General features: G+C 69.9%; 22 protein-coding genes. 10 read left to right on the forward strand and 12 right to left on the reverse strand.

From position 1 onward, the window contains the following. Positions 1 to 8: 8 nt before the first annotated feature. From MRBLWO14_RS01640 to MRBLWO14_RS01650, 3 genes are read right to left on the reverse strand one after another with little or no spacing between them, the layout of a single operon-like run. Positions 9 to 770: an SDR family oxidoreductase gene (locus tag MRBLWO14_RS01640; protein ID WP_341934751.1), complete on the reverse strand. Its 762-nt coding sequence runs from the start codon at positions 768 to 770 to the stop codon at positions 9 to 11. Further along, positions 770 to 1246, reverse strand: coding sequence for a dihydrofolate reductase (locus MRBLWO14_RS01645; RefSeq protein ID WP_341934752.1), 477 nt, complete (start codon positions 1244 to 1246; stop codon positions 770 to 772). Before MRBLWO14_RS01645 ends, MRBLWO14_RS01640 begins: the two co-directional genes overlap by 1 nt. Then, on the reverse strand, positions 1243 to 2052 hold the full coding sequence (locus MRBLWO14_RS01650; protein ID WP_341934753.1) for a thymidylate synthase: 810 nt from the start codon (positions 2050 to 2052) through the stop codon (positions 1243 to 1245). Before MRBLWO14_RS01650 ends, MRBLWO14_RS01645 begins: the two co-directional genes overlap by 4 nt. A 96-nt stretch (positions 2053 to 2148) precedes the next feature. On the opposite strand from MRBLWO14_RS01650, the gene MRBLWO14_RS01655 reads away from it, so the two are divergent. The 3 genes from MRBLWO14_RS01655 to MRBLWO14_RS01665 all read left to right on the forward strand — a co-directional run bounded on the left by MRBLWO14_RS01655 (position 2149) and on the right by MRBLWO14_RS01665 (position 3610). Beyond that, on the forward strand, positions 2149 to 2559 hold the full coding sequence (locus MRBLWO14_RS01655; RefSeq protein WP_341934754.1) for a thioredoxin family protein: 411 nt from the start codon (positions 2149 to 2151) through the stop codon (positions 2557 to 2559). Positions 2560 to 2579: 20 nt separating this feature from the next. Continuing rightward, complete coding sequence (locus tag MRBLWO14_RS01660) at positions 2580 to 3080, forward strand: DUF4395 domain-containing protein (protein WP_341934755.1); 501 nt, start codon at positions 2580 to 2582, stop codon at positions 3078 to 3080. Between the two features lie 104 nt (positions 3081 to 3184). Further along, entirely contained in the window at positions 3185 to 3610 is a 426-nt protein-coding gene (locus MRBLWO14_RS01665; RefSeq protein ID WP_341934756.1) for an OsmC family peroxiredoxin, read from the forward strand. Positions 3611 to 3620: 10 nt separating this feature from the next. Here the strand turns inward: MRBLWO14_RS01665 and MRBLWO14_RS01670 are convergent, their stop codons facing one another. From MRBLWO14_RS01670 to MRBLWO14_RS01690, 5 genes are all read right to left on the reverse strand, one after another. After that, positions 3621 to 4055 carry a hypothetical protein gene (locus MRBLWO14_RS01670; protein WP_341934757.1) on the reverse strand — a complete coding sequence of 145 codons (435 nt, stop codon included), beginning with the start codon at positions 4053 to 4055 and terminating at the stop codon, positions 3621 to 3623. Next, positions 4055 to 4795, reverse strand: a complete 741-nt coding sequence (dapB, locus tag MRBLWO14_RS01675) for a 4-hydroxy-tetrahydrodipicolinate reductase (RefSeq protein WP_341934758.1) — start codon at positions 4793 to 4795, stop codon at positions 4055 to 4057. The genes MRBLWO14_RS01670 and dapB overlap by 1 nt, the downstream gene beginning before the upstream one ends. A 58-nt stretch (positions 4796 to 4853) precedes the next feature. Continuing rightward, positions 4854 to 5456 carry a histidine phosphatase family protein gene (locus MRBLWO14_RS01680; protein ID WP_096715837.1) on the reverse strand — a complete coding sequence of 201 codons (603 nt, stop codon included), beginning with the start codon at positions 5454 to 5456 and terminating at the stop codon, positions 4854 to 4856. Positions 5457 to 5536: 80 nt separating this feature from the next. Then, complete coding sequence (locus MRBLWO14_RS01685) at positions 5537 to 6562, reverse strand: aldo/keto reductase (protein ID WP_341934759.1); 1026 nt, start codon at positions 6560 to 6562, stop codon at positions 5537 to 5539. A 218-nt stretch (positions 6563 to 6780) separates the two neighbouring features. Next, complete coding sequence (locus MRBLWO14_RS01690; RefSeq protein WP_341934760.1) at positions 6781 to 9057, reverse strand: polyribonucleotide nucleotidyltransferase; 2277 nt, start codon at positions 9055 to 9057, stop codon at positions 6781 to 6783. Positions 9058 to 9434: 377 nt separating this feature from the next. Here MRBLWO14_RS01690 and MRBLWO14_RS01695 point away from each other — a divergent pair, with 377 nt between their 5' ends. Further along, positions 9435 to 10745 (forward strand): UDP-glucose/GDP-mannose dehydrogenase family protein, encoded by a 1311-nt coding sequence (locus MRBLWO14_RS01695; RefSeq protein WP_341934761.1) that lies wholly within the window; start codon positions 9435 to 9437, stop codon positions 10743 to 10745. Between the two features lie 76 nt (positions 10746 to 10821). Here the strand turns inward: MRBLWO14_RS01695 and MRBLWO14_RS01700 are convergent, their stop codons facing one another. Then, positions 10822 to 12747: a GDSL-type esterase/lipase family protein gene (locus MRBLWO14_RS01700; RefSeq protein WP_341934762.1), complete on the reverse strand. Its 1926-nt coding sequence runs from the start codon at positions 12745 to 12747 to the stop codon at positions 10822 to 10824. 154 nt (positions 12748 to 12901) lie between these two features. Between MRBLWO14_RS01700 and MRBLWO14_RS01705 the strand changes: the two genes are divergently transcribed. Continuing rightward, positions 12902 to 13474, forward strand: coding sequence for a DedA family protein (locus tag MRBLWO14_RS01705; RefSeq protein WP_341934763.1), 573 nt, complete (start codon positions 12902 to 12904; stop codon positions 13472 to 13474). 38 nt (positions 13475 to 13512) lie between these two features. Continuing rightward, positions 13513 to 13689, forward strand: coding sequence for a DUF5302 domain-containing protein (locus MRBLWO14_RS01710; protein ID WP_341934764.1), 177 nt, complete (start codon positions 13513 to 13515; stop codon positions 13687 to 13689). Between the two features lie 57 nt (positions 13690 to 13746). Here the strand turns inward: MRBLWO14_RS01710 and MRBLWO14_RS01715 are convergent, their stop codons facing one another. Further along, positions 13747 to 15186, reverse strand: coding sequence for a cation:dicarboxylase symporter family transporter (locus MRBLWO14_RS01715; protein ID WP_341934765.1), 1440 nt, complete (start codon positions 15184 to 15186; stop codon positions 13747 to 13749). A gap of 159 nt (positions 15187 to 15345) precedes the next feature. Between MRBLWO14_RS01715 and MRBLWO14_RS01720 the strand changes: the two genes are divergently transcribed. Both MRBLWO14_RS01720 and MRBLWO14_RS01725 read left to right on the forward strand, forming a co-directional pair. Next, on the forward strand, positions 15346 to 16623 hold the full coding sequence (locus MRBLWO14_RS01720) for an ATP-binding protein (protein WP_341934766.1): 1278 nt from the start codon (positions 15346 to 15348) through the stop codon (positions 16621 to 16623). Further along, positions 16620 to 17306, forward strand: coding sequence for a response regulator (locus MRBLWO14_RS01725; RefSeq protein WP_341934767.1), 687 nt, complete (start codon positions 16620 to 16622; stop codon positions 17304 to 17306). Before MRBLWO14_RS01720 ends, MRBLWO14_RS01725 begins: the two co-directional genes overlap by 4 nt. 22 nt (positions 17307 to 17328) lie before the next feature. On the opposite strand, the gene MRBLWO14_RS01730 is transcribed toward MRBLWO14_RS01725, so the two are convergent. Then, positions 17329 to 17973, reverse strand: coding sequence for an FMN reductase (locus MRBLWO14_RS01730; RefSeq protein WP_341934768.1), 645 nt, complete (start codon positions 17971 to 17973; stop codon positions 17329 to 17331). 1 nt (position 17974) lies between these two features. Then, on the reverse strand, positions 17975 to 19198 hold the full coding sequence (locus MRBLWO14_RS01735; protein WP_341934769.1) for an LLM class flavin-dependent oxidoreductase: 1224 nt from the start codon (positions 19196 to 19198) through the stop codon (positions 17975 to 17977). A 110-nt stretch (positions 19199 to 19308) separates the two neighbouring features. Here MRBLWO14_RS01735 and MRBLWO14_RS01740 point away from each other — a divergent pair, with 110 nt between their 5' ends. Continuing rightward, positions 19309 to 20457 carry an acyltransferase family protein gene (locus MRBLWO14_RS01740; protein ID WP_341934770.1) on the forward strand — a complete coding sequence of 383 codons (1149 nt, stop codon included), beginning with the start codon at positions 19309 to 19311 and terminating at the stop codon, positions 20455 to 20457. Then, positions 20454 to 21317 (forward strand): serine hydrolase, encoded by an 864-nt coding sequence (locus MRBLWO14_RS01745; RefSeq protein WP_341934771.1) that lies wholly within the window; start codon positions 20454 to 20456, stop codon positions 21315 to 21317. The genes MRBLWO14_RS01740 and MRBLWO14_RS01745 overlap by 4 nt, the downstream gene beginning before the upstream one ends. Positions 21318 to 21349 lie beyond the last annotated feature (32 nt).

Here is a 21349-nt window from a genome sequence, read left to right on the forward strand (position 1 = left end):
GATCCGCGTCAGACGCGGCCTCGACGGGCGATACGTGCCGTCAGAGACGTCGGCAGCACGCGCGTCAACAGCACGAGGGCCTTGTAGCGGAACGACGGGATCGACACCGGCCTGCCCAGTGCCGCGTCACGCAGACCCTCGCGCACGACGGTTCGTGCATCGAGCCACATGAACGCCGGCACGCCCTCCTGCCCCGGTGGCAGCCCCATGCGCTCGTGGAAGGAGGTGTGCGTGAACCCGGGGCACACCGCGGTCACACTCACGCCGTCGGCGGCGTACTCGGTGTTCGCCCAGCGGCTGAAACCGATCAGCCAGCTCTTGCACGCGGAGTACGTCGAGCGGGAGATGAACCCGGCGACCGAGGCCACATTGACGATGCGTCCGCCGCGGCCCCGCATCGTCTGCAGCGCAGCGTGCATGAGGCGCATCGACGCCTCGACGTGCACGCGCAGGTGCCGCACCTCGTCGTCGATGTCGTTGTCGGCGAACTGCAGAGGCAAGCCGAATCCGGCGTTGTTCACCAGCAGGTCGACCGGGTCGTCGACATCGCGCAGTCGCGCCGCGACGCTGCCGACACCTGCCTCGTCAGCCAGATCGGCGACCAGCACCTCGACCGCGACGCCGTGCTCGCTGCGCAGATCGGCCGCGAGGTCTTCGAGCGCTCCGGCCGAGCGCGCCACGAGCACGAGGTCGGCGCGGCGACGCGCGAGCTGACGGGCGAACTCCTCGCCCAGGCCGGCACTCGCACCGGTGATCAGCGCGGTGGGCATCAGCGCTCGTAACCCAGGAAGCGGTAGCGGATACCGGTGCGGGAGGTCAGCCACTCCCCCTCGTCGACGACGCGCCACCCCGCGGTCGACGGGGCGAAAGCATCTCCGTCGACCTCGAGATCGAGCTCTGTCACCTCGAGACGGTCGGCGTCGCCGATCACCTGGCGGAAGATCTCGGCGCCGCCGATGATCCAGACGCGGTCGTGACCGCGGACGGCGTCCGTCACCGTCGCCGCACGATGCGCACCCTCTGTCGACCAATCCTGCTGGCGGGTGATGACCACGTTCTCGCGGCCGGGCAGCGGTCGGAAGCGCTCCGGGAGCGAATCCCACGTCTTGCGCCCCATGATCACGGGGGCACCCATCGTCACGTCCTTGAAGTGCGCGAGATCTTCGGGCACGTTCCACGGCATCCCGCCCTCGGCTCCGATGACACCGCCCGCCGCCTGCGCCCAGACCAGCCCGACCCAGGTCATACCGCCACCGCCGCGCGGATCGGAGCGTGGTGCTGGTAGTCCTCGACGACGAAGTCGTCGTACTCGTAGTCGAACACCGAGTCGGGAGTGCGCGCGAACCGCAGAGTCGGGTACGGGAAAGGCTCGCGGGTCAGCTGCTCGCGCACCTGCTCCCGGTGGTTGTCGTAGATGTGGCAGTCGCCGCCGGTCCAGACGAAGTCCCCCGGCTCGAGACCGACCTGCTGCGCGATCATCATCGTCAGCAGCGCGTACGAGGCGATGTTGAACGGCACCCCGAGGAACAGATCCGCGCTGCGCTGGTACAGCTGGCAGGACAGGCGTCCGTCCGCCACGTAGAACTGGAACAGCGCATGGCACGGGGCCAGCGCCATGTCGGGGATGTCGGCCGGATTCCAGGCCGACACGATCAGACGGCGGGAGTCCGGCGTCTGACGGATCTGCTCGATCACCTGGGACAGCTGATCGATGCTCTCGCCGTCGGGAGTCGGCCAGGAGCGCCACTGCACGCCGTACACGGGCCCGAGGTCGCCCTCGGCATCCGCCCACTCGTCCCAGATGGTCACGCCGTGATCCTGCAGCCAGCGCACGTTGGAATCGCCGCGGAGGAACCACAGCAGCTCGTACGCGATGGACTTGAAATGCACGCGCTTCGTGGTGATCAGCGGGAAGCCCTGCGAGAGGTCGAAGCGGATCTGCCGACCGAACACGCTCGTGGTGCCCGTCCCCGTGCGATCGGACTTGTGCGTGCCGTGCTCCAGCACGTCGCGGAGCAGGTCTTCATACGGCGTCGGGACGGCTGCGCTCATGTCAGCCAGACTACCCGCCGCCGGCGACATCGGAGCGGTCCGTCACGGTCGGAAACATCGCGTCCACCCCGCCCGCAGCAGGTTTACGCTCGACGCATGTCACCCGGACTCGCGCTCGCCATCGCGGGAGCACTCGTCGTCCTCGCGATCGTCGCAGGGCTGGTGGTCCGTGCGCGAGACGGCCGCCGCAGCGCAGCCTCCGGGCTCCGTTTCGATCCCTCAGACGGGGGCGCGCCGCTCGCGGAGCGCGCCACGCTCGTGCAGTTCAGCACCGAGTTCTGCACACGCTGCCCGCAGGTGCGGCGTCTGCTGACCTCCTACGCCGATCAGGACGACTCCGTCGCCCACGTCGAGGTCGACCTCACGCATCGCCCCGACCTGTCGTCCCGCTACCGGGTGCTGCAGACCCCCACGACCTTCGTCGTCGACCGGTCGGGTGCCGTGCGCGCCCGATTCCACGGCGTGCCGCGCCCCGCGGCCCTGACCGAGGCACTCGCCGCCCTCTGACGCGGCAGACAGGAGCAGAGATGAGCACTCCCGCCGGCATCGACCCTCGCGGACCGCGCTTCGCCGCCACGATCACGACCGCGCTGCTGCTCGTGGCCACCTTCCTCGGCCTCGTCGGCACCTCGCCCGACGCCGCTGCGTCGACGCTGGGGCAGCGTGCCCTCGACCCCGCCTTCCTGCTGGCTGTCGTCATCGCCGCACTGTTCCTGTGGAGCGTCGTCTCGCCCGCGACCGCACCGTGGGGTGTGATCTTCCGCCGATTCGTGAGGCCGCGACTGACCCCGCCGTCGGAGCTCGAGGACCCTCGGCCTCCGCGGTTCGCCCAGGGCGTCGGCCTGTTCGTCGTCTCGGTGGGTCTCGTGCTCCACCTGCTCGGGGTGCCGTGGGCCCTGCCCATCGCGACGGCGGCGGCCTTCATCGCCGCGTTCCTCAACGCCGTGTTCTCGCTCTGCCTAGGCTGCCAGCTCTACCTGCTGCTCCAGCGCGCCGGCGTCCTCGGGCGGCCGACGTCGACGATCTGATCCCGGCGATCCTCGAGGTGCGACGGTTCCGTTGCGATGACCCGCTCGATAGGCTGACCGGACACGCGACGCGCACACCGAGCACCGCGAGAACCGGAGGAATCATGCCCGTCACCAGCGAAGCCACCACCACCTGGACCGGATCCCTCGCGGAGGGCTCGGGCACCGTCGCCTTCTCGTCGTCGAACCTCGGCACCTTCCCGATCGACTGGAAGGCTCGCAGCGAGGGCAGCGACACGACCACCACGCCCGAGGAGCTCATCGCCGCGGCTCACGCCTCGTGCTTCAGCATGGCCCTCTCGCACGCCCTGTCGGAGAACGGCACTCCGCCGGAGCGCGTCAACACCAGCGCTTCTGTCACCTTCAAGCCCGGCGTCGGCATCACCGGCAGCCACCTCAACGTCAACGCGGTGGTGCCGGGTCTGACGCCCGAGGCGTTCCAGGAGATCGCGGAGGGCGCGAAGACCGGATGCCCCGTGTCGCAGGCTCTGGCCGGCATCGACATCACCCTCGAGGCGACGCTGGCCTGATCTCGGCGCCTCAGCGACGGGCGAGCCTGATCGCCGCTCGGATGCTCGCCCGCGCATCCTTGCGGCGCCCGGAGGCATCCTGCACGACGCCGAGCCGGTAGCGTGCTCGCCAGTCGTCGGGCGCGGCGTCCGCCTCCGCCTCGTAGCGGGCGATGAGCGGAGCGGCATCCTCGGCGCGGAGTCGGCCGCTCGGGGTCAGCTCCGTCTCCGCCTCCGGCATCCCTCCCTCGGCGTCCAGTGTGCGCCCGAGGCGGTCCGCCGCGAAGCCGAACTGCATCTCACGGACGAGAGCCCAGGCGCCGAGCGGTGCGAGCACGAGGAGCGCGATCCCCATGCCGATCGACACGCCCGTGCCGACGGCGAAGAACATGACCGCGAGCCACACGGACACGGCGAGGTAGACCAGCAGCGATGCGGCCATGAGGCCGACCCCGATGCGCGACATCACGAGCGGATGCCGATGTCGATCATGCTCTCGAGTCCGATCACCACGCCGGAGGCCTGCGCCGCGTACGGCACAGCGAGGCGGATGCCCGGCGCATAGGCCAGAGCGGGCTCGACGGTGTCGTGCACGAACGAGAGCGACTCCCCCGGCCCCGACAGGATGACCTCCTGCTTGGCGATGACGCCGGGCCGACGCAGCGAATGGACGGGGACCGTCGCGACCTGCTGGCCCCGCGCTCGCTGGTCGGCGTGCGGGGCGCTGACGGGTCCTCTGTCGGCCCGCGCCGCCGCGATGAGCTCGGCCGTGCGCACGGCGGTACCGCTGGGCGAATCGACCTTGCGCTCGTGATGCGCCTCGACGATCTCGGCCGAGGGGAAGAACGGAGCCGCTGCCGCGGCGAGAGCCGAGCCGAGCACCGATCCGAGCGAGAAGTTCGGGATGAACACCACGCCGTTCCCGGCGTCGTCCACGAGCGGACGCACCAGCGCGATCCGTTCGGCCGACCACCCCGACGTCGCGACCAGCACGTTGATGCCGCGCTCGACCGCCGCCCGCACGACGTCGATGCTCACCTGCGGGGTCGTCGCGTCGACGACGAGGTCCGCGCCGTCGATCTCGGCGAGGTCGCTCGACGACGTGAGCACGCGGCTCACCTCGAATCCCTCCAGCCCGTCGATCACCGTGTGGATGATCGAGCCGAGCTTTCCGGTGCCGCCGACGAGAGCTACCTGCGTGGTCATGAGTCGAGTCTATTTCGCGGGCGGACGGCTGCCCGGCGGCTGGCCGTGCGACGCGGTATCAGACCGGCATCGTGTCGGGAATGCCGGTGCGGAGCTCGACCGGAAGGTGCCCCGTGTCGTTGTGGGTGAGCAGCGTCCAGGGGCGTCCCTGCTTCTGCGCGATCACGGTCAGGCCGCAGTGCGCCTGATTCAGGGTCATCCACCGCCACTCGGGAGCCCCGAGCACCTCCCTGACGAACCAGGAGATGACGAAGTTGTGCGTGATGAGCACCTCGTGCACATCACCGGGTTTGCGCACGAGGAACTCGTTGACGGCATCCGCCATCTGTGCGCGGCCGGCCTCGATCTCGGCATCCGTGATCGAACCGAAGAAGGGCTCGAAGACGGCCGGAGTCTCCTCGGTCATCCCGGTCGGCACGCAGTCGAAAAGCAGGGCGGTCGGCTCCGGGTCGACCGACGGGAGACGGGCAGCGATCGCCCGCGCCGTCTCGTTGGCCCGAAGCAGCGGAGAGTGCCACACGGCATCGAGAGGGAGCCCCGAGAGCCGGTCGGCGATGAGCTCGGCCTGACGCGCTCCCCGGGGAGAGAGCGGACCGTCGGCGAGACCGTGCTCGGCATCCTGATGTTCGCCGTGCCTGACCAGGTATATGTAGTGCGTCACAAACTCGCTCGCTTCATCGACAGCATCCGTCGGGATCTCTCCCAGCCTATGTCAGGTCTGTGAGAGAGGCGGGAGGACGCTCAGTTGCCCGCGCGAGTGAGGTCGGCGACCTGCACGCGCGACAGGCTCACACCGGCACCCTGCATGAGCTCGTCGACGTGCTCGGTCGCGAACGTGTTGACGATGGGAGCGGCGACCGTACGCTGTGCGAGGAGCCACGCGATCGACACGGCGGCGACCGGGACGTCGAGCTCAGCGGCGACCTGGTCGAGTGCCTTGAGGATCTTGGTGCCGCGGCGGTTCAAGTGCCCGCGCAGCTGCTCACCGCGCACGCCCCGCGAGGTCAGCGCCTTGCTGCGGTGGCGCCCGGAGAGGAAACCGTGCTCGAGCGCGTGCGAGGGCGTGACGGCCAGGTTCTGGGCGCCGGCCACGAGCCGCAGGTCGCCCTCGAACGGCTGGCGACGCACGAGGTTGTACGGCGAGTCGATGACCTGGATGCGGGGGTAGCCCGCTGAGGCGAGGATGCGCGCCTCGACGAGACGCTCCGGTGCGAGTCCGAAGGCACCGAGCGCACCGATCTTGCCCGCCTCGGTCAGCCACTCCACCGTGGCGAGCGTGTCTTCGAGGTTGGTCGTGCGGTCGAGCGTCGCATCGAGGTAGAGCACGTCGATGCGCTCGACGCCCAGTCGTGTGAGCGACCCCTCGACGGCACGGACGAGGTTGACCGACCCGAGCCCCGGGTTGTCGGCATGCGCACCGATCCGCACGCTGAGCAGAGTGCGGTCGCGGCGGCCGCGCGAACGCAGCCACTGTCCGATGATGTGCTCGCTGCGTCCCCCGGAGAACCCGTCGGCGGTGTGGATGGCGTTGCCGCCGAACTCCACGTAGCGGTCCAGGATGCCGTGGCTGGTCTCGAGGTCGACGTTCCAGCCGAACTCCGCCGCGCCCAGCATGAGCGGGAAGGTGTCGAAACCGGTCTCGCCGAGCGGCACCCTGATCGACTCGCCGATGCCGGGGCCGACGATCGGAATGGGAGCGGAGGGGTGTTCCGCGTCGTGCGGGGCGCGCTCTGCGGAGGCGCCTGCGCCTACGCTGAACAACCGCATCTTCCTCACCCCCGCGTCGATCGAACCTTCCGATCTCCGTCACTGCCTGGTCTGCACCCCCCGGTGCGTACTTCGAGGGTATGCGATGACCGCGAACCCACCGGCCATTACGGGGAACGCCGGGGAAACTTCCCATAACGGTTTGGTCACGCCTCCGAATGACGGAACCCGGGCCCGTCGAGGAGACGGACCCGGGTTCGATGTCGCAACGGCGTCGCTTACTCGGCCGCGGCCTCCTCGGCGGAAGCCGCACCCTCGGCAGGAGCGTCGTCGAGCACGGGCTCGAGCGACAGCTTGCCGCGGTCGTCGATCTTCGTGATCTTCACGAGGATCTTCTGGCCGACGGAGAGGACGTCCTCGACGTTCTCGACGCGCTTGCCACCGGCGAGCTTGCGCACCTCGGTGACGTGCAGCAGGCCGTCCTTGCCGGGAAGCAGCGAGATGAAGGCGCCGAACGTGGCGATCTTCACGACGGTTCCGAGGAACTGCTCGCCGACCTCGGGGTTGGTCGGGTTGGCGATCGCGTTGACCTGGGCACGGGCTGCCTCGGCCGAAGGGCCGTCGGTCGCGCCGATGTAGACGGTGCCGTCCTCCTCGATGGAGATCTGCGCGCCCGTCTCGTCCTGGATCGCGTTGATCGTCTTGCCCTTCGGGCCGATCAGCTCGCCGATCTTATCGACCGGGATCTGCACGCTGATGACGCGAGGCGCGGTCGGCGCCATCTCGTCGGGCGCGTCGATCGCGGCGTTCAGGACGTTGAGGATCGTGAGACGTGCGTCGCGAGCCTGGGTCAGCGCACCGGCGAGCACCGACGACGGGATGCCGTCGAGCTTCGTGTCGAGCTGGATGGCCGTGACGAACTCGCTGGTACCGGCGACCTTGAAGTCCATGTCGCCGAGCGCGTCCTCCGCACCCAGGATGTCGGTGAGCGCCGCGTAGCGGGTCTCACCATCGACCTCGTCGGACACGAGACCCATCGCGATACCGGCGACGGGGGCGCGCAGCGGCACACCCGCGTTCAGCAGCGACAGGGTCGACGCGCAGACAGAGCCCATCGACGTGGAGCCGTTCGAGCTCAGCGCCTCGGACACCTGACGGATCGCGTACGGGAACTCCTCGCGGCTCGGCAGCACCGGCACGAGCGCGCGCTCGGCCAGGAAGCCGTGCCCGATCTCGCGACGCTTCGGCGAACCGACGCGGCCGGTCTCACCCGTCGAGTAGGGCGGGAAGTTGTAGTGGTGCATGTAGCGCTTGCTCGTCGTGGGCGACAGCGAGTCGATCTGCTGCTCCATCTTGAGCATGTTCAGCGTGGTGATGCCCAGGATCTGGGTCTCGCCGCGCTGGAAGATCGCCGAACCGTGGACGCGCGGGATGACCTGCACCTCGGCGTCGAGCGGACGGATGTCGGCGAGGCCGCGACCGTCGATGCGCGAGCCCTCGGTGAGGATGCGGCCGCGGACGATCTTCTTCGTCACGGACTTGTACGCGGCGGAGAACTCGAGCGGCGCTGCGGCAGGCAGGTCGCCGGCCTCGGTGGCCTCGATGAGCTCGGCCTTGACGCGATCCTTGATCGCGTCGTCGGCGGACTGGCGCTCGGTCTTGTCGGCGATCTGGTACACACCGACCAGCTCGTCGTACGAACGGCCGGCGACGAAGTCGTAGACCTCCTGGCTGTAGGCCGGGAAGACCGGGTAGACGCCCGGCTCCTTCGACGCCGTAGCGGCGAGCTCGGCCTGAGCCTTGACGAGCTGCGCGATGAACGGCTTCGCGGCCTCGAGGCCCTCGGCGACGACGTCCTCGCTCGGCTTGGTGGCGCCGGCCTTGATGAGGTTCCAGCTGTTCTCGGTGGCCTCGGCCTCGACCATCATGATCGCGACGTCTTCCGTGCCGTCGGCCTTCGTGACGACGCGACCCGCGACGACGAGGTCGAACACGGCCTCGTCGACCTGCGCGGCGGTCGGGAACGCGACCCACTGGTCGGCGTGCTCGCCGTGACCGGGGATGAACGCGAGGCGCACACCGGCGACCGGTCCGGAGAACGGCAGGCCGGAGATCTGGGTCGACGCGGAGGCCGCGTTGATCGCGAGGGCGTCGTAGAACTCGCCCGGTGCGATCGAGAGCACGGTGATGACGATCTGGACCTCGTTGCGCAGGCCGTCGACGAACGACGGACGCAGCGGACGGTCGATCAGACGGCAGACGAGGATCGCCTCGGTGGAGGGACGACCCTCACGGCGGAAGAACGAGCCGGGGATCTTGCCTGCGGCGTAGGAGCGCTCCTCGACGTCGACGGTCAGCGGGAAGAAGTCGAAGCCTTCACGCGGGTGCTTGCCGGCGCTGGTGGCCGAGAGGAGCATGGTCTCGCCGTCGAGGTAGGCGGCGACAGCGCCCTGAGCCTGCTGCGCGAGGCGGCCGGTCTCGAAGCGGACGGTGCGGGTGCCGAAGCGGCCGTTGTCGAGAACGGCCTCGGTGGCGGTGATTTCAGGACCTTCCAAGAGGTCTCTCCTTCTTTGTTTAGACTCGCGCCTCCGTGTGATGCGCGAGCGTGTTCATGAAGGAGCGGAATCGTCGGGGTTCGGGCGCGCGGGCACTCCCGCGAACATCGCCTGCGCTGGCCACCAGTAGAAAGCCACCCGACGACACCCGCCGAGGAACCCACCACAGGGGACCAGCTTCTCCGCCGATCGCTCCATGAGTCGATATGAAATTGTGCCGGCGACAGACGTCGACCGCAGACAGCCTATCAGCGCACCCCGTGATCGCCCGCGAACGACGACCCGCCCTGCGCCCGCGGTCGACCGGCCACCTGCCGGTCATCGCCCGTTCAGGCACCGGACGCCGGGCCGTGGGGCGCGTGAGGTGTGGTGTGTGGATGCGCATGTCAGTGATCGGCTGCGGGTACCTCGGTGCCGTGCACGCCGCAGCCATGGCCTCGATCGGACACGACGTCGTCGGCATCGACGTCGACGAGGCGAAGGTCGACGCCCTGCGCCGCGGATCGGCGCCGTTCTTCGAGCCGCAGCTCGACGAGCTGCTGAGGGAAGGAACCGCATCGGGCCGCCTCCGCTTCAGCACGGACATCGCGGATGCCGAGGGCGCGGCCGTGCACTTCGTCGCCGTCGGCACGCCGCAGGTGGCAGACGGCCATGCCGCGGATCTGCGTTTCGTGGACGCGGCCGTGTCATCGCTCGTCCCCCACCTCCGGCCCGGCGACGTCGTGGCAGGCAAGTCGACCGTGCCCGTCGGAACGGCTGCACGTCTGTCGGGTTCGATCGACGCCCGCGGGGCGACGCTGGTCTGGAACCCCGAGTTCCTGCGGGAGGGATGGGCCGTGCACGACACGATCACGCCGGATCGCCTGGTCGTCGGCATCCCGACCAGTGAAGCGGGCACGCGTGCGGCCGAGCTGCTGCGCGAGGCGTACGCACCTGCGATCGAGGCGGGCGCACCGCTCCTCGTCACCGACCTCGCCACCGCCGAGCTCGTGAAGGGCGCCGCGAACGCGTTCCTCGCGACGAAGATCTCGTTCATCAACGCGATGGCCGAGATCGCCGAGGCTGCCGGAGCCGATGTCACACTGCTCGCCGACGCCCTCGGCCACGACTCGCGCATAGGCCGTCGATACCTCGGCTCCGGCATCGGCTTCGGCGGCGGATGCCTGCCCAAGGACATCCGCGCCTTCGCCGCCAGGGCGGAAGAGCTCGGCCGCGGTGAAGCCGTCGGGTTCCTCCGGGAGGTCGACGGCATCAACATGCGGCGGAGGGACCGCGCCGTGCGAATGGTGGTCGACGCCCTCGGCGGGCTCGTCTTCGGACGCCGCATCGCCGTGCTCGGCGCGGCCTTCAAGCCGTTCAGCGACGACATCCGCGACTCCCCCGCGCTCGACGTCGCCGTGCGGCTGCGCGGACTCGGTGCCGACGTGGTGGTGACCGACCCCGCCGCACTCGACAACGCCGCGGCGGCGCATCCGCAGCTCGGCTACGCGGCCGAGCGCGACGACGCGCTCCGCGATGCCGACGCGGTCGTCGTCGTCACGGAATGGGACCTCTACCGTCGCGAGCTCTCGCCGGAGCACGCGGGCTCGCTCGTCGCGGGTCGCGTGATCGTCGACGGACGCAACTGTCTCGATGCCGCGGCCTGGCGCGCAGCCGGCTGGGCGTACCACGGCATGGGCCGCCGCTGAGCTTCCTCCCTCCCCGAGCGCGTCCGTGTGCGGAAGCTCCGAGCGGGGCGTCGGCGTCGGAGAGGAAGGGCAGCGGTCAGGCGACCGGCACGTCGCGCTGTGCGGAGGAACGGCCCAGATACACGTAGTCGTCGTGCTTCGCGACCCGCCCGTCGCCCGCGGCCCTGCCGTGCAGACGACGCCAGACCCAGGGCAGCGCGTGCCTGCGCCACCAGAGCCCCGCACCGATCGGCTCGTTCTCGTGGAGCACCGCGTCGAGCGCGCCGAGCGCATCGGCATGCGGGACGCCCAGCACCTCGCCCGCGCGATACGCGAGGAAGCGGTGCCCTCGACTGCTGAGGTGCACGAGGTCCTCGCCCCAGTTGGGCCGATCGGGCAGCGTCGGGTGCATGTCGGTGTCGATGAGGATCGCTCCGGTGCGCGCGGCCACCCCCGCCACGGCGGTGGCGAAGGCCGAGAACCGCCTCGCGTAGATTCGAGCCGCGCGCCGCCGCGGCAGGAACGGGGTGACGAGGAGCACGTCTGCTCCGCTGTCCCTCAGGCGCACCACCGCCTGCTCGAGCTGGTCGGCGATCAGTCGCACGTCGACGGCACGACCGACGAGGTCGTTCGCGCCGATGAGGATCGACACGAGGTCGGGGCGCAGCGCGAGAGCGCGCTCGAGCTGGATACCGCACACGTCGCGCACGCGCTTCGACCGGATGGCGAGGTTGGCGTAATGGAGTCCTCCCCGCGCCGCCAGCAGGAGTGCGAGCCTGTCGGCCCAGCCGCGGAGCGACCCGTCGGGGGCGGGATCGCACAGCCCCTCGGTCAGCGAATCGCCCAGCGCCACGTAGCGGCTCCAGCGCCTGCCGGGCACCACGGCGGGCGCCTCAGGCCGCGTCACCCGGCGAGCGCGCAGCGCCGAGTCCACCGTCCGCAGACCGATCGCGTCGTCGAAGTGCCCCAGCAGCTGGTCGCAGACGCTCCCCCAGCTGCGCCCCTGCACCGCCTGCCATCCGGCCTCACCGAGCGCCCGGCGCTTGCGCTGATCACCGACGAGATCCCGCACGCGCATGGTGAGGTCGTCGAGGTCTCCCGGGCGGTAGAGCCACCCGTCGATGCCCATCCGCACGAGGTCGAGCGGGCCCCCGCGTCCGGTGGCGACGACGGGCACTCCGCTCGCGTGCGCCTCCTGGAGCGTCTGTCCGAAGGTCTCGCTCTCACCCGGGTGGACGAAGACGTCGAACGAGGCCATCGCTGCGGCGAGCGCGTCGCCGCTCAGGTGGCCGAGGAAGAGAGCCCGCGGCATCAGCGCTGCGAGCTTCGCGCGGCTCGGGCCGTCGCCGACGATGACGACCCTGGTGCCGAGGAGGCCGTCGAGCACGGCCAGATCCTCGACCTGCTTCTCGGGCGCGAGTCGGCCGACGTAGCCGATCACGACCTCTGCTCCCCAGGAGGCGCGAAGCTCCTCCGAACGCCGGGACGGGTGGAAGCGCTCGGCGTCGACGCCTCGGCCCCATCGGCGCACCCTGTCGACGCCGAGGGCGGTCAGCTGGTGCGCAGACTCCGCCGACGGGGCGAGGGTGAGCGTCGCCCTGCGGTGCAGTCGGGCGATGTGCGTCTGCGCGATCCCCGTCGTCGCGGGGATGCCGTAGCGCTCGGTGTAGGCGGCCACGTCGGTCTGATACGCGGCGACCGCTGCGATGTCGAGGCGCTCTGCGGCGAGCGCTCCCCGCCATCCGAGCGCGAACGGCGAGGCGAGGTGCACGATGTCGGGCTGGAAGCGGCGCAGCGCGGCCGCGACACGATGCGCCGACGAGGTGCCCACCCGCACGTTGCGGTAGCCGGGGAGCGGCAGGCTCGGGATGGCCTGCACGGGGGCTCCGGAGATCTCGGTGGGGATGCCGACGGCATCCGGCGCGAGGACGTGGGCCTCGTGCCCCGTGCGCTCGAGGTGCTTCAGGATCTGCAGCACGGATCCGGTGACACCGTTCATGTGCGGAAGGAAGGACTCTGTCACGATCGCGACTCTCACCCCCTCAGGATGCCGCCGCACGACCCCGGGCGGACGCCGATCCGACGGTGGGCACCAGAAGTTCACCGGATGCTGGATCGCTGGTCACCGGCTATCCGCGCGTTGGTTCCCGTTCACCTCCGCCGCGCAGGGTGGACCCGTGCCGACCGAACTGCTCACTGGGCCCTGGGCTCTCGCGATCATGAGCCTTCTGGTGCTCGGCGACTCCTTCTTCGTGGTCGTCCCCGGCGAGATCGCCGTCACCGCGCTCGGAGCGATCGCGTCGACGTCCGGGTCGCCGGCGCTGTGGTCCGTGATCGTCTGCGCGGGCGCGGCGGCGTTCCTCGGCGATGCGGCGTGCTATCTCATCGGACGCACGGCGGGAACGCAGCGATGGCGATGGATGCGGGGTCCCCGCGTGCAGCAGGCGCTCGCCTGGGCCCGGCGCCGACTCGACACCGGGACGGCGAGCGTGCTGTTCACCGCACGGTTCATCCCCTTCGCGCGGCTCGCCGTCAACCTGGTGGCCGGGGCGTCGCGCCTGCACCCCGGACGGTATCTGTGCCTGGCGTCGATCGCAGCGCTGGGCTGGGCCGCCTACCAGGCGTCGGTGGGGGCGGTCGTCGCACTCCTCGTACCCGGCGGTCCCGTCGTGGCGGTGATCGTCTCGGTCGCGGTGGCCCTGGCGTTGGGTGCCGCGATCGACGTCGTCACGACGCGGGTCCGCAGGTGACGGACCGGGCGGACGAGCCGTGCCCTAGGCTGGCGGGCATGAGCACCGAAGAGGGCGCGTCCTCGACCGAGGACATGAAGCGCAAGTTCAAGGAAGCGCTCGAGAAGAAGAACGCGCACCACCGCGAGGGCCAGGCGCATCTGGACGGCGACTCCGCCGTCCACGGCACGCACGCTCCGCAGACCCGGCGCGAGTTCCGACGCAAGAGCGGCTGATCGCACGGATGCGGGAGCCGACGCTCGTCGGCTCCCGCATCCCCTTCGTCCGCTCGGTCAGTTCTGCGCCGCCCTGGCGCGTGCGCGCTCCTGCTTCGCCGACATCTCGTCGAGTGCGGAGTCCTTGAGCCCCTGCACGTCGACGGCCTTGCGCTCGTCGGCCATGCCATGGTCGTCGACCCCGTCGAGCACCGACTCGTCGAACGGCACCTCGCCGCTGAGGACCCGGCGCACGCGCTCCCGGTCGATCTGGCGGGTCCAGGTGCCGATGAGCAGCGTCGCCACCGCGTTACCGGTGAAGTTGGTCAGCGCGCGTCCCTCCGACATGAAGCGGTCGATGCCGACGATGACACCGACGCCGTCGACGAGGTCGGGACGGTAGGCCTGGAGCCCGCCGGCGAGCGTCGCGAGCCCTGCGCCGGTGACCCCGGCCGCCCCCTTGCTCGCGATGATCATGAACACGAGCAGGCCGATCTGCTCTCCGATCGACATCGGCTGTCCCATTCCCGTGGCGATGAAGAGCGAGGCCATGGTCAGGTAGATCGCGGTGCCGTCGAGGTTGAACGAGTATCCGGTCGGAACCGTGATGCCCACGACCGGCTTCGAGACGCCGACGTGCTCCATCTTCGCGATCAGTCGAGGCAGCGCCGACTCCGACGACGAGGTGCCGACGATCAGCAGGTACTCGCGGGCCAGGTACTTGATGAGGCTGAAGATGTTGACCCGCGTGACCGCGAACAGCAGCACACCCAGCACCACGACGATGAAGACGATGCACGTGATGTAGAAGGCGATCATCAGCACACCGAGGCTCCAGATGGCCGCGATGCCGGTCTTGCCGACGACCGCGGCGATCGCGCCGAACGCCCCGAGCGGCGCCAGCCACAGGATCATGCCGAGGATGCGGAAGACGAGCTTCTGCAGGTTCTTGACGGCATCCATGATGGGCGCGCCCTTCTCGCCCAGCCCCTGCAGCGCGAAGCCGACGAGCAGCGCGATGAAGAGCACCTGCAGCACGCTCTCCCCGGTGAACGCCGAGAAGAACGTCGTCGGGATGATGCCGAGCACGAACTCCGTGGTCGTCTTCGCCTCGGTCTCGGTCGCGTCGTAGGTCGCCGATGCCATGTCGAGGCCGGCGCCCGGGTGGATGATGTTGCCGACGACCAGGCCGATCGCGAGGGCGAAGGTCGACATGACCATGAAGTACAGCAGCGCGAGCCCGCCGATCTTGCCGACGGTCGCCGCCTTCGCGATGGATCCGACGCCGACCACGATCGTGCAGAAGATGATCGGCGCGATCATCATCTTGATGAGCGACACGAAGCCCTTGCCGATGGGTTCCAGGCTCTGACCGACCTCAGGCCAGATGAGTCCGACCGCGGCTCCGAGCACGACGGCGATGATCACCGACACGTACAGCCACGTGTGCCTGTCCCACGACTGCTTGCCTCGCCGCCAATGGAATCCGGGAAGGGTGAACCCCGTCGTGATGGCCATGGCATCCTCCTTGATCATGAACGTCGTCGTCCGTCTGCGCCGGCGTCGTCGCCCGCGGTGTGTTCACCCTCCCCGACTTCCCGCGCCGCGGATATTTGTGGTCGTATTGGTCACTACCGAGATCCCGTCACCGCGATCACCGACGATCGGAAGGACCAGATGCGACACGCCCACGGCACCCGCAGCACCGCCTCGGCGGTGTTCCTCGTCGTCCTCGCGGCGGCCGTGGTGATCGGGGCTCTCGTCGCGGTGTTCCTCGTGGTCGAGGCGCAGCGCGCCACGCATGCCGAGGCCGAGCGGGTGACGGCGGCGACCGCGGTGACGCTCGCGACGTCTCCCGTCGTCGCCGAAGCACTCGCGACGGGTGATACGGATGCCGCGACGCGTGCTCTCGAGCCGTACGCCCTCGACGTGATCGCCGCGGCGGACCTCGATTTCGTGACGATCATGACCCCGGACGGCGTGCGGGTGACCCATCCCGACGTCGACCAGCTCGGCGAACGCTACCTCGGCACCATCCCCGCCGCCCCCTCGCAGCTGACCGAGGTGTTCACGGGTACGCTCGGTCCGTCGGTCCGCACGATCGTGCCCGTCCTCACCGCCGACGACGACCTCATCGGCTGGGTGTCGGCCGGCGTGACGATCGAGTCGATCTCCGACACCCTCGTTCGGCGGCTCCCGCTCTCCCTGGTCATCACGATCGGGCTCGTCGCGCTGGGGGCGCTGGGCGCCTGGATCGCTCGGAGGACCACACAACGCATCGCCGGCGACCTGCCCCCGGGGCAGCTGCGTGACGCGGTCTCGTCGTACGAGTCGCTGCGGACGCTCGGAGACGCGCTCCGCGCGCAGACCCACGAGCATGGGAACCGCATGCACACCGCGGTCGCGCTGCTCGAACTCGGGCGCAGCGAGGAGGCGATCGAGATCCTCACGGAGACCTCCCGCCAGAGCCAGTCGCTCGTCGACCAGGTCACCGCACGCCGCGCCGGCGACCCCGCCGTCGGCGCCCTGCTGCTGGGAAAGGCGTCGCAGGCGAAAGAGCGGGGAATCGACTGGCGGATCCGCATCGAACCGGACACTCCGGCGTCGCCGCTCTCGGCCGTCGACAGCGTCGCCGTACTCGGCAACCTCGTCGACAACGCGATGGATGCCGTGGCCGACGCCGCCGAGCGCTGGGTCGAGGTGGTGCTGCAGCCCTCCGAGGACGGCGGGATCGTGCTGGAGGTGTCGGACAGCGGCCCCGGCATCCCCGACGACCTCCGCGACCGTGTCTTCGACCAGGGGTTCTCGACCAAGCCTGCCGGCGCCGAGGGACGCGGCGTCGGTCTCGCGCTGGTGCGGGCCGTGGTCGTCGACGCCGGCGGCGTCGTCGAGCTGCGACCCGACCCGACCACGTTCCGCGTCACCCTGCCGCCGAAGAGACGGAGGGCCCGGTGATCCGCACCCTGATCGTCGACGACGACGCCCTGACGCTCGAGCTGCACCGTACGTACCTCGAGCGCCTCGACGGCTTCGTGGTGGGCGCGGAATGCACGGGGGCACGAGCAGCGCTCACCGCCGTCCTCGGGGCCGAGGGATCCGAGCGCTTCGACCTCGTGCTGCTCGATGTGACCATGCCGGACGGATCGGGCATCGACGTGCTCCGCACGCTGCGCGCCCGGGCCGCAGCCATCGACGTCATCGCGATCACGGGTGTGCGCGATGCCGAGACCGTACGGCAGATGGCCGCCCTCGGCGTGTACCAGTACCTCGTCAAGCCGTTCCCCTTCGCGGTCTTCCGCGAACGCCTCACGGCTTACCGCGAGCATCGCGCACGAGCGGCCGAGACCGACGGGGAGACGACCCAGGCCGAGATCGACGCGCTGCTCGGCCGAGCGACCGGAACGATCGCCCTGCCCAAGGGGCTGTCGGCCGCGACTCTGGAGGCCGTCACGCACGAGGTGCGCACGTCAGGACCGCTCTCCGCCAGCGAGGCGGCCGACCGGTTGGGCATGTCGCGCGTGTCGGTGCGCCGCTACCTCGAACACCTGGCCGCGGAGGGAGCCGTGGCCAAGGCGGCGCGGTACGGCGCGCGCGGCAGGCCCGAGACCGAGTACTCCTGGCAGCGACGGGGCCGCTGACACAGATCGACTCGACGTCGGTTCACTCCCCCGCGAGGCCGCCGAGCATGTGCCCGAACGAACGTCCCTCGCCGAGGTAGGTCGCCGGGTCGAAGGGGTCGGCGACCGTGGCCGCGTCGCGCTGTGCGATCGCATCCGCGAGCTCCTTCGTCCCCTTCTCCACGCGCCTCGCGAGCGGGGCGACGTCGTCGCCGGCGCCTCCCCAATCGCTCGACGCCGCGAAGACGCCCGTCGACACGGCATCCGCGTGCAGGTAGGCGAAGAGCGGCCGGATCGCATAGTCGATCGCGAGCGAGTGACGTGCCGTCCCCGCGTTGGCTCCGATCAGCACCGGGGTGCCGGTGAGCGAATCGGGGTCGAGCACGTCGATGAACGACTTGAACAGTCCCGAGTAGCTCGTCGAGAAGATCGGTGTGACCGCGATGAGCGCGTCGGCCGAGACGACGGTGTTGATCGCGGTCTCGAGCGCGGGCGGCGCGAAGCCCGTCAGCAGGTTGTTCGTGATGTCGTGCGCGTAGTCGCGCAACTCGATCACGTCGACCGTGGCGGCGATGTCGCGGGCGGCGAGCGCCTTGACCGTCTCGGCGGCCAGACGGTCGGCGAGCATGCGGGTCGATGACGGGTTCGACAGGCCAGCCGACACGACGGCGATCCGGCGAGTGGTCATCTCACGCCCCCTTTCGGGTCAGGCCGAACGCGGAGCCAGCGGGCGCCGGCGTGTCCTCGTAGGGCGAGTCGCCGGTCAGGTTGTCGCCGCGGTTCGCGCCGGGTCGCGCCTGACGGGTCGGACCGTCGCCGTACACGGCCTTCACACGTGCGGCGTGGGTCGGGGCGTCGGGAACCGTCTCCGGGCGGTCCTTCGCCAGCTCCTTGCGCAGCACCGGCACGACCTCGGAGCCGAGGATGTCGAGCTGCTCGAGCACCGTCTTGAGCGGGAGACCGGCGTGGTCGATGAGGAACAGCTGGCGCTGGTAGTCGCCGAAGTGCTCGCGCATGCCGGCGTAGCGGTCGATCACCTGCTGCGGCGAGCCCACCGTCAGCGGGGTCATCTCGGTGAAGTCCTCCATGCTCGGGCCGTGTCCGTACACCGGGGCGTTGTCGAAGTAGGGGCGGAACTGCGACACCGCATCCTGAGACTTCGCGGCCATGAACACCTGCCCGCCGAGTCCGACGATCGCCTGCTCGGGAGTGCCGTGCCCGTAGTGGGCGTAGCGCTGACGGTAGAGCTCGATGAGGCGCTGGTAGTGCTCCTTCGGCCAGAAGATGTTGTTCGCGAAGAAGCCGTCGCCGTAGTACGCGGCCTGCTCTGCGATCTCGGGCGTGCGGATCGATCCGTGCCACACGAACGGGGCGATGCCGTCGAGGGGACGCGGTGTCGAGGTGAAGCCCTGCAGCGGCGTGCGGAACTTGCCCTCCCAGTCCACGACGTCCTCGCGCCACAGCTTGTGCAGCAGCGCGTAGTTCTCGATCGCCAGGGGCAGCCCCTGGCGGATGTCCTTACCGAACCAGGGGTACACCGGGCCGGTGTTGCCGCGCCCGAGCATGAGGTCCATGCGTCCGTCGGAGACGTGCTGCAGCATCGCGTACTCCTCGGCGATGCGCACCGGATCGTTGGTGGTGATCAGGGTCGTCGAGGTCGACACGACCAGTCGCTCGGTCTGCGCCGCGAGCGCGGCGAGGAAGGTCGTCGGGCTGGACGACCAGAACGGCGGGTTGTGGTGCTCACCGATCGCGAAGACGTCGAGTCCGACTTCTTCGCTGTGCTTGGCGATCGTGAGGGTCGCCTTGATCCGCTCCTGCTCGCTGGGCGTGATGCCGGTCGTCGGGTCGCGGGTGATGTCGCTGACCGACATGATGCCGAACTGCATCTGGGTGCCTGTCTGCTCGCTCATGATTGCTCCGTCTTCTCCGAATCGGGTGCCCTGCATCCGGTTCTATTCATTTGAATGTATCTGAGACAACGCGATCGGACCAACTTTATTCCCGGCGGTAGCCTCAGAGGATGAACAGTGTCGGAGCCGACCCGAACCCCGTCACCTCGACCGCACCGAAGCCCCGCCGCCGCGTCCCGTTCTGGGACAACGCGCGCTATGCCTGCATCGTGCTGGTCGTCCTCGGGCATGCCGTGCAGCGGCTCACGTACGACTCCGACATCGCGCTGGCCGCCTACCTGGCGCTGTACGCCTTCCATATGCCCGCCTTCGCGATCATCTCGGGCTACTTCTCGAAGTCGGGCTCCCCCACCAGGGTCCAGATGGCTCGGGTGATCACCGACATCCTCGTGCCGTACGTGATCTTCGAGTTCCTCTGGACCCTCACGAAGTGGCTGGTCGAGGGCCAGGCGGAGCCGAACTTCACCAAGCCGTCGTGGACCCTGTGGTTCCTCCTCGCCCTGGGCATCTTCCGGCTCGTGCTCCCCTACCTCGCCCTGCTGCGCTGGCCCCTGCTGTGGACCGTCGTCATCTCCGTGGGCGTCGGCTACCTGCCCAACGTCGACAGCACGTTCTCCCTGTCGCGGACGCTCGGCCTGCTGCCCTTCTTCACACTGGGCTGGTGGCTGCGCGAGCGCGACGTCGTCGCCCGACTGCGCCTCCTCGATGCCCGTCCGTGGTGGCTCAGGGTCGGCGCCGTGGCCGTGCTGGCGGCCGCGGGCTTCGCAGCCTGGCACTGGGTCGACCTCTGGGAGAGGATCGACCTGCGTCAGTGGCTGTTCTACGAAGACGCCTATGCCGACCTCGGCGGCGAGCAGTGGTGGGCCGGTGGCGTCCGCCTCGCGCTGATGATCCTGGCTCTCGTGCTCAGCGCCGCGTTCTTCGTCCTGGTCCCCCGAGGCACCTACTGGTGGACGCGTTTCGGCCAGTACACGATGTACGTCTACCTGCTCCACTCGTTCGCCCTCTACCCGTTCCGCGAGACCGGAGTGCTGCGCGATCTCGACCCGACGTGGCTGTGGCTCCCCCTCGTCACGCTCCTGTCGGTGCTCCTCGCCCTCGCGCTCGCCACGAAGCCCGTGCGCTGGGTGTTCCGACCGCTCGTCGAGCCGCGCCCGAAGTGGCTGTTCACCGATCCGGAGCTGGCAGGGCGGCAGGGGCATCGCAACGATCCGACGGGTTCGCGACGCCCGCGTCCGGTCTCGGGCGCTCCCCGGTGAGCCGCGCGGCGTCGCTGAGGGACCTCCTCGTCGACGAGGTCGAGGCGACCGGATTCGGAGCCCACGGCCTTCACGTGCGCGTCGGCGGGAGCACGGCCGAGCACCGCTGGACCCCCGACGAGCGCGAGGAGATCCACTCGGTCGCGAAGGGCGTCAGCGTGCTCGCGGCGGGCATGGCGGATGCCGAGGGTCTGCTGTCCCTCGACGAGCCGATCTCCCGATTGACCGGCGACAGGACGCTCGGACGCGACGTCGCCCACCTCACCCTCCGCCGACTGCTCTCGATGTCGAGCGGCATCGACCTCCCCTGGTCGCCGACCCTGATGACGGATTGGCCCGACCTCGCCACCGAGTTCCTGAGCCGCGACTCGCGCGGCCGGGTGTTCCAGTACTCCAATGCCAGCGCGTACACGGCGATGCGCCTGCTCGAGCGCGTCGTCGGCGACGTCGAGGAGTACGTGCGGCCTCGACTCCTCGCACCGCTCGGGCTCGACGACGTCGGCTGGCGGCGGTGCCCGCGCGGGTACGTGCTCGCCGGCGAGGGCCTCGCACTCCGCACCGAGGAGATGTCGCGCATCGGCCGCCTGCTCCTCGATCGGGGCGTCTGGAACGGGGAGCGCATCGTGCCGGCATCCGTCGTCGACGCCATGCACGGGGACTGGGTGCCGGCCGGCACGAACGAGGGGTACGAGCGCTACGGCCTCGGAGCGTGGGATGGCCCTGGCGCTGCGTGGCGGCTGCACGGCGCCTACGGCCAGCTCGTGATCGTCCTCGGCGACGCGGTCGTCACGGTATCGGCCGACGACCACTTCGGCGCCGACGCCTTCGCCGCGGCCGCCGTGCGCCTCGTCGAGCGCTGATCCGGACGCCGGTCGACGGCGTCGCCGCTGAA

The sequence above is a fragment of the Microbacterium sp. LWO14-1.2 genome (genome assembly GCF_038397715.1).
Taxonomy (GTDB): Bacteria; Actinomycetota; Actinomycetes; order Actinomycetales; family Microbacteriaceae; genus Microbacterium.

Bases quoted from the DNA above. Each gene is read 5' to 3' on its own strand.
- MRBLWO14_RS01640 (WP_341934751.1), bottom strand. From the start codon at position 770: ATGCCCACCGCGCTGATCACCGGTGCGAGTGCCGGCCTGGGCGAGGAG.
- MRBLWO14_RS01645 (WP_341934752.1), bottom strand. From the start codon at position 1,246: ATGACCTGGGTCGGGCTGGTCTGGGCGCAGGCGGCGGGCGGTGTCATC.
- MRBLWO14_RS01650 (WP_341934753.1), bottom strand. From the start codon at position 2,052: ATGAGCGCAGCCGTCCCGACGCCGTATGAAGACCTGCTCCGCGACGTG.
- MRBLWO14_RS01655 (WP_341934754.1), top strand. From the start codon at position 2,149: ATGTCACCCGGACTCGCGCTCGCCATCGCGGGAGCACTCGTCGTCCTC.
- MRBLWO14_RS01660 (WP_341934755.1), top strand. From the start codon at position 2,580: ATGAGCACTCCCGCCGGCATCGACCCTCGCGGACCGCGCTTCGCCGCC.
- MRBLWO14_RS01665 (WP_341934756.1), top strand. From the start codon at position 3,185: ATGCCCGTCACCAGCGAAGCCACCACCACCTGGACCGGATCCCTCGCG.
- MRBLWO14_RS01670 (WP_341934757.1), bottom strand. From the start codon at position 4,055: ATGTCGCGCATCGGGGTCGGCCTCATGGCCGCATCGCTGCTGGTCTAC.
- dapB (WP_341934758.1), bottom strand. From the start codon at position 4,795: ATGACCACGCAGGTAGCTCTCGTCGGCGGCACCGGAAAGCTCGGCTCG.
- MRBLWO14_RS01685 (WP_341934759.1), bottom strand. From the start codon at position 6,562: ATGCGGTTGTTCAGCGTAGGCGCAGGCGCCTCCGCAGAGCGCGCCCCG.
- MRBLWO14_RS01695 (WP_341934761.1), top strand. From the start codon at position 9,435: ATGCGCATGTCAGTGATCGGCTGCGGGTACCTCGGTGCCGTGCACGCC.
- MRBLWO14_RS01710 (WP_341934764.1), top strand. From the start codon at position 13,513: ATGAGCACCGAAGAGGGCGCGTCCTCGACCGAGGACATGAAGCGCAAG.
- MRBLWO14_RS01715 (WP_341934765.1), bottom strand. From the start codon at position 15,186: ATGGCCATCACGACGGGGTTCACCCTTCCCGGATTCCATTGGCGGCGA.
- MRBLWO14_RS01720 (WP_341934766.1), top strand. From the start codon at position 15,346: ATGCGACACGCCCACGGCACCCGCAGCACCGCCTCGGCGGTGTTCCTC.
- MRBLWO14_RS01730 (WP_341934768.1), bottom strand. From the start codon at position 17,973: ATGACCACTCGCCGGATCGCCGTCGTGTCGGCTGGCCTGTCGAACCCG.
- MRBLWO14_RS01735 (WP_341934769.1), bottom strand. From the start codon at position 19,198: ATGAGCGAGCAGACAGGCACCCAGATGCAGTTCGGCATCATGTCGGTC.
- MRBLWO14_RS01740 (WP_341934770.1), top strand. From the start codon at position 19,309: ATGAACAGTGTCGGAGCCGACCCGAACCCCGTCACCTCGACCGCACCG.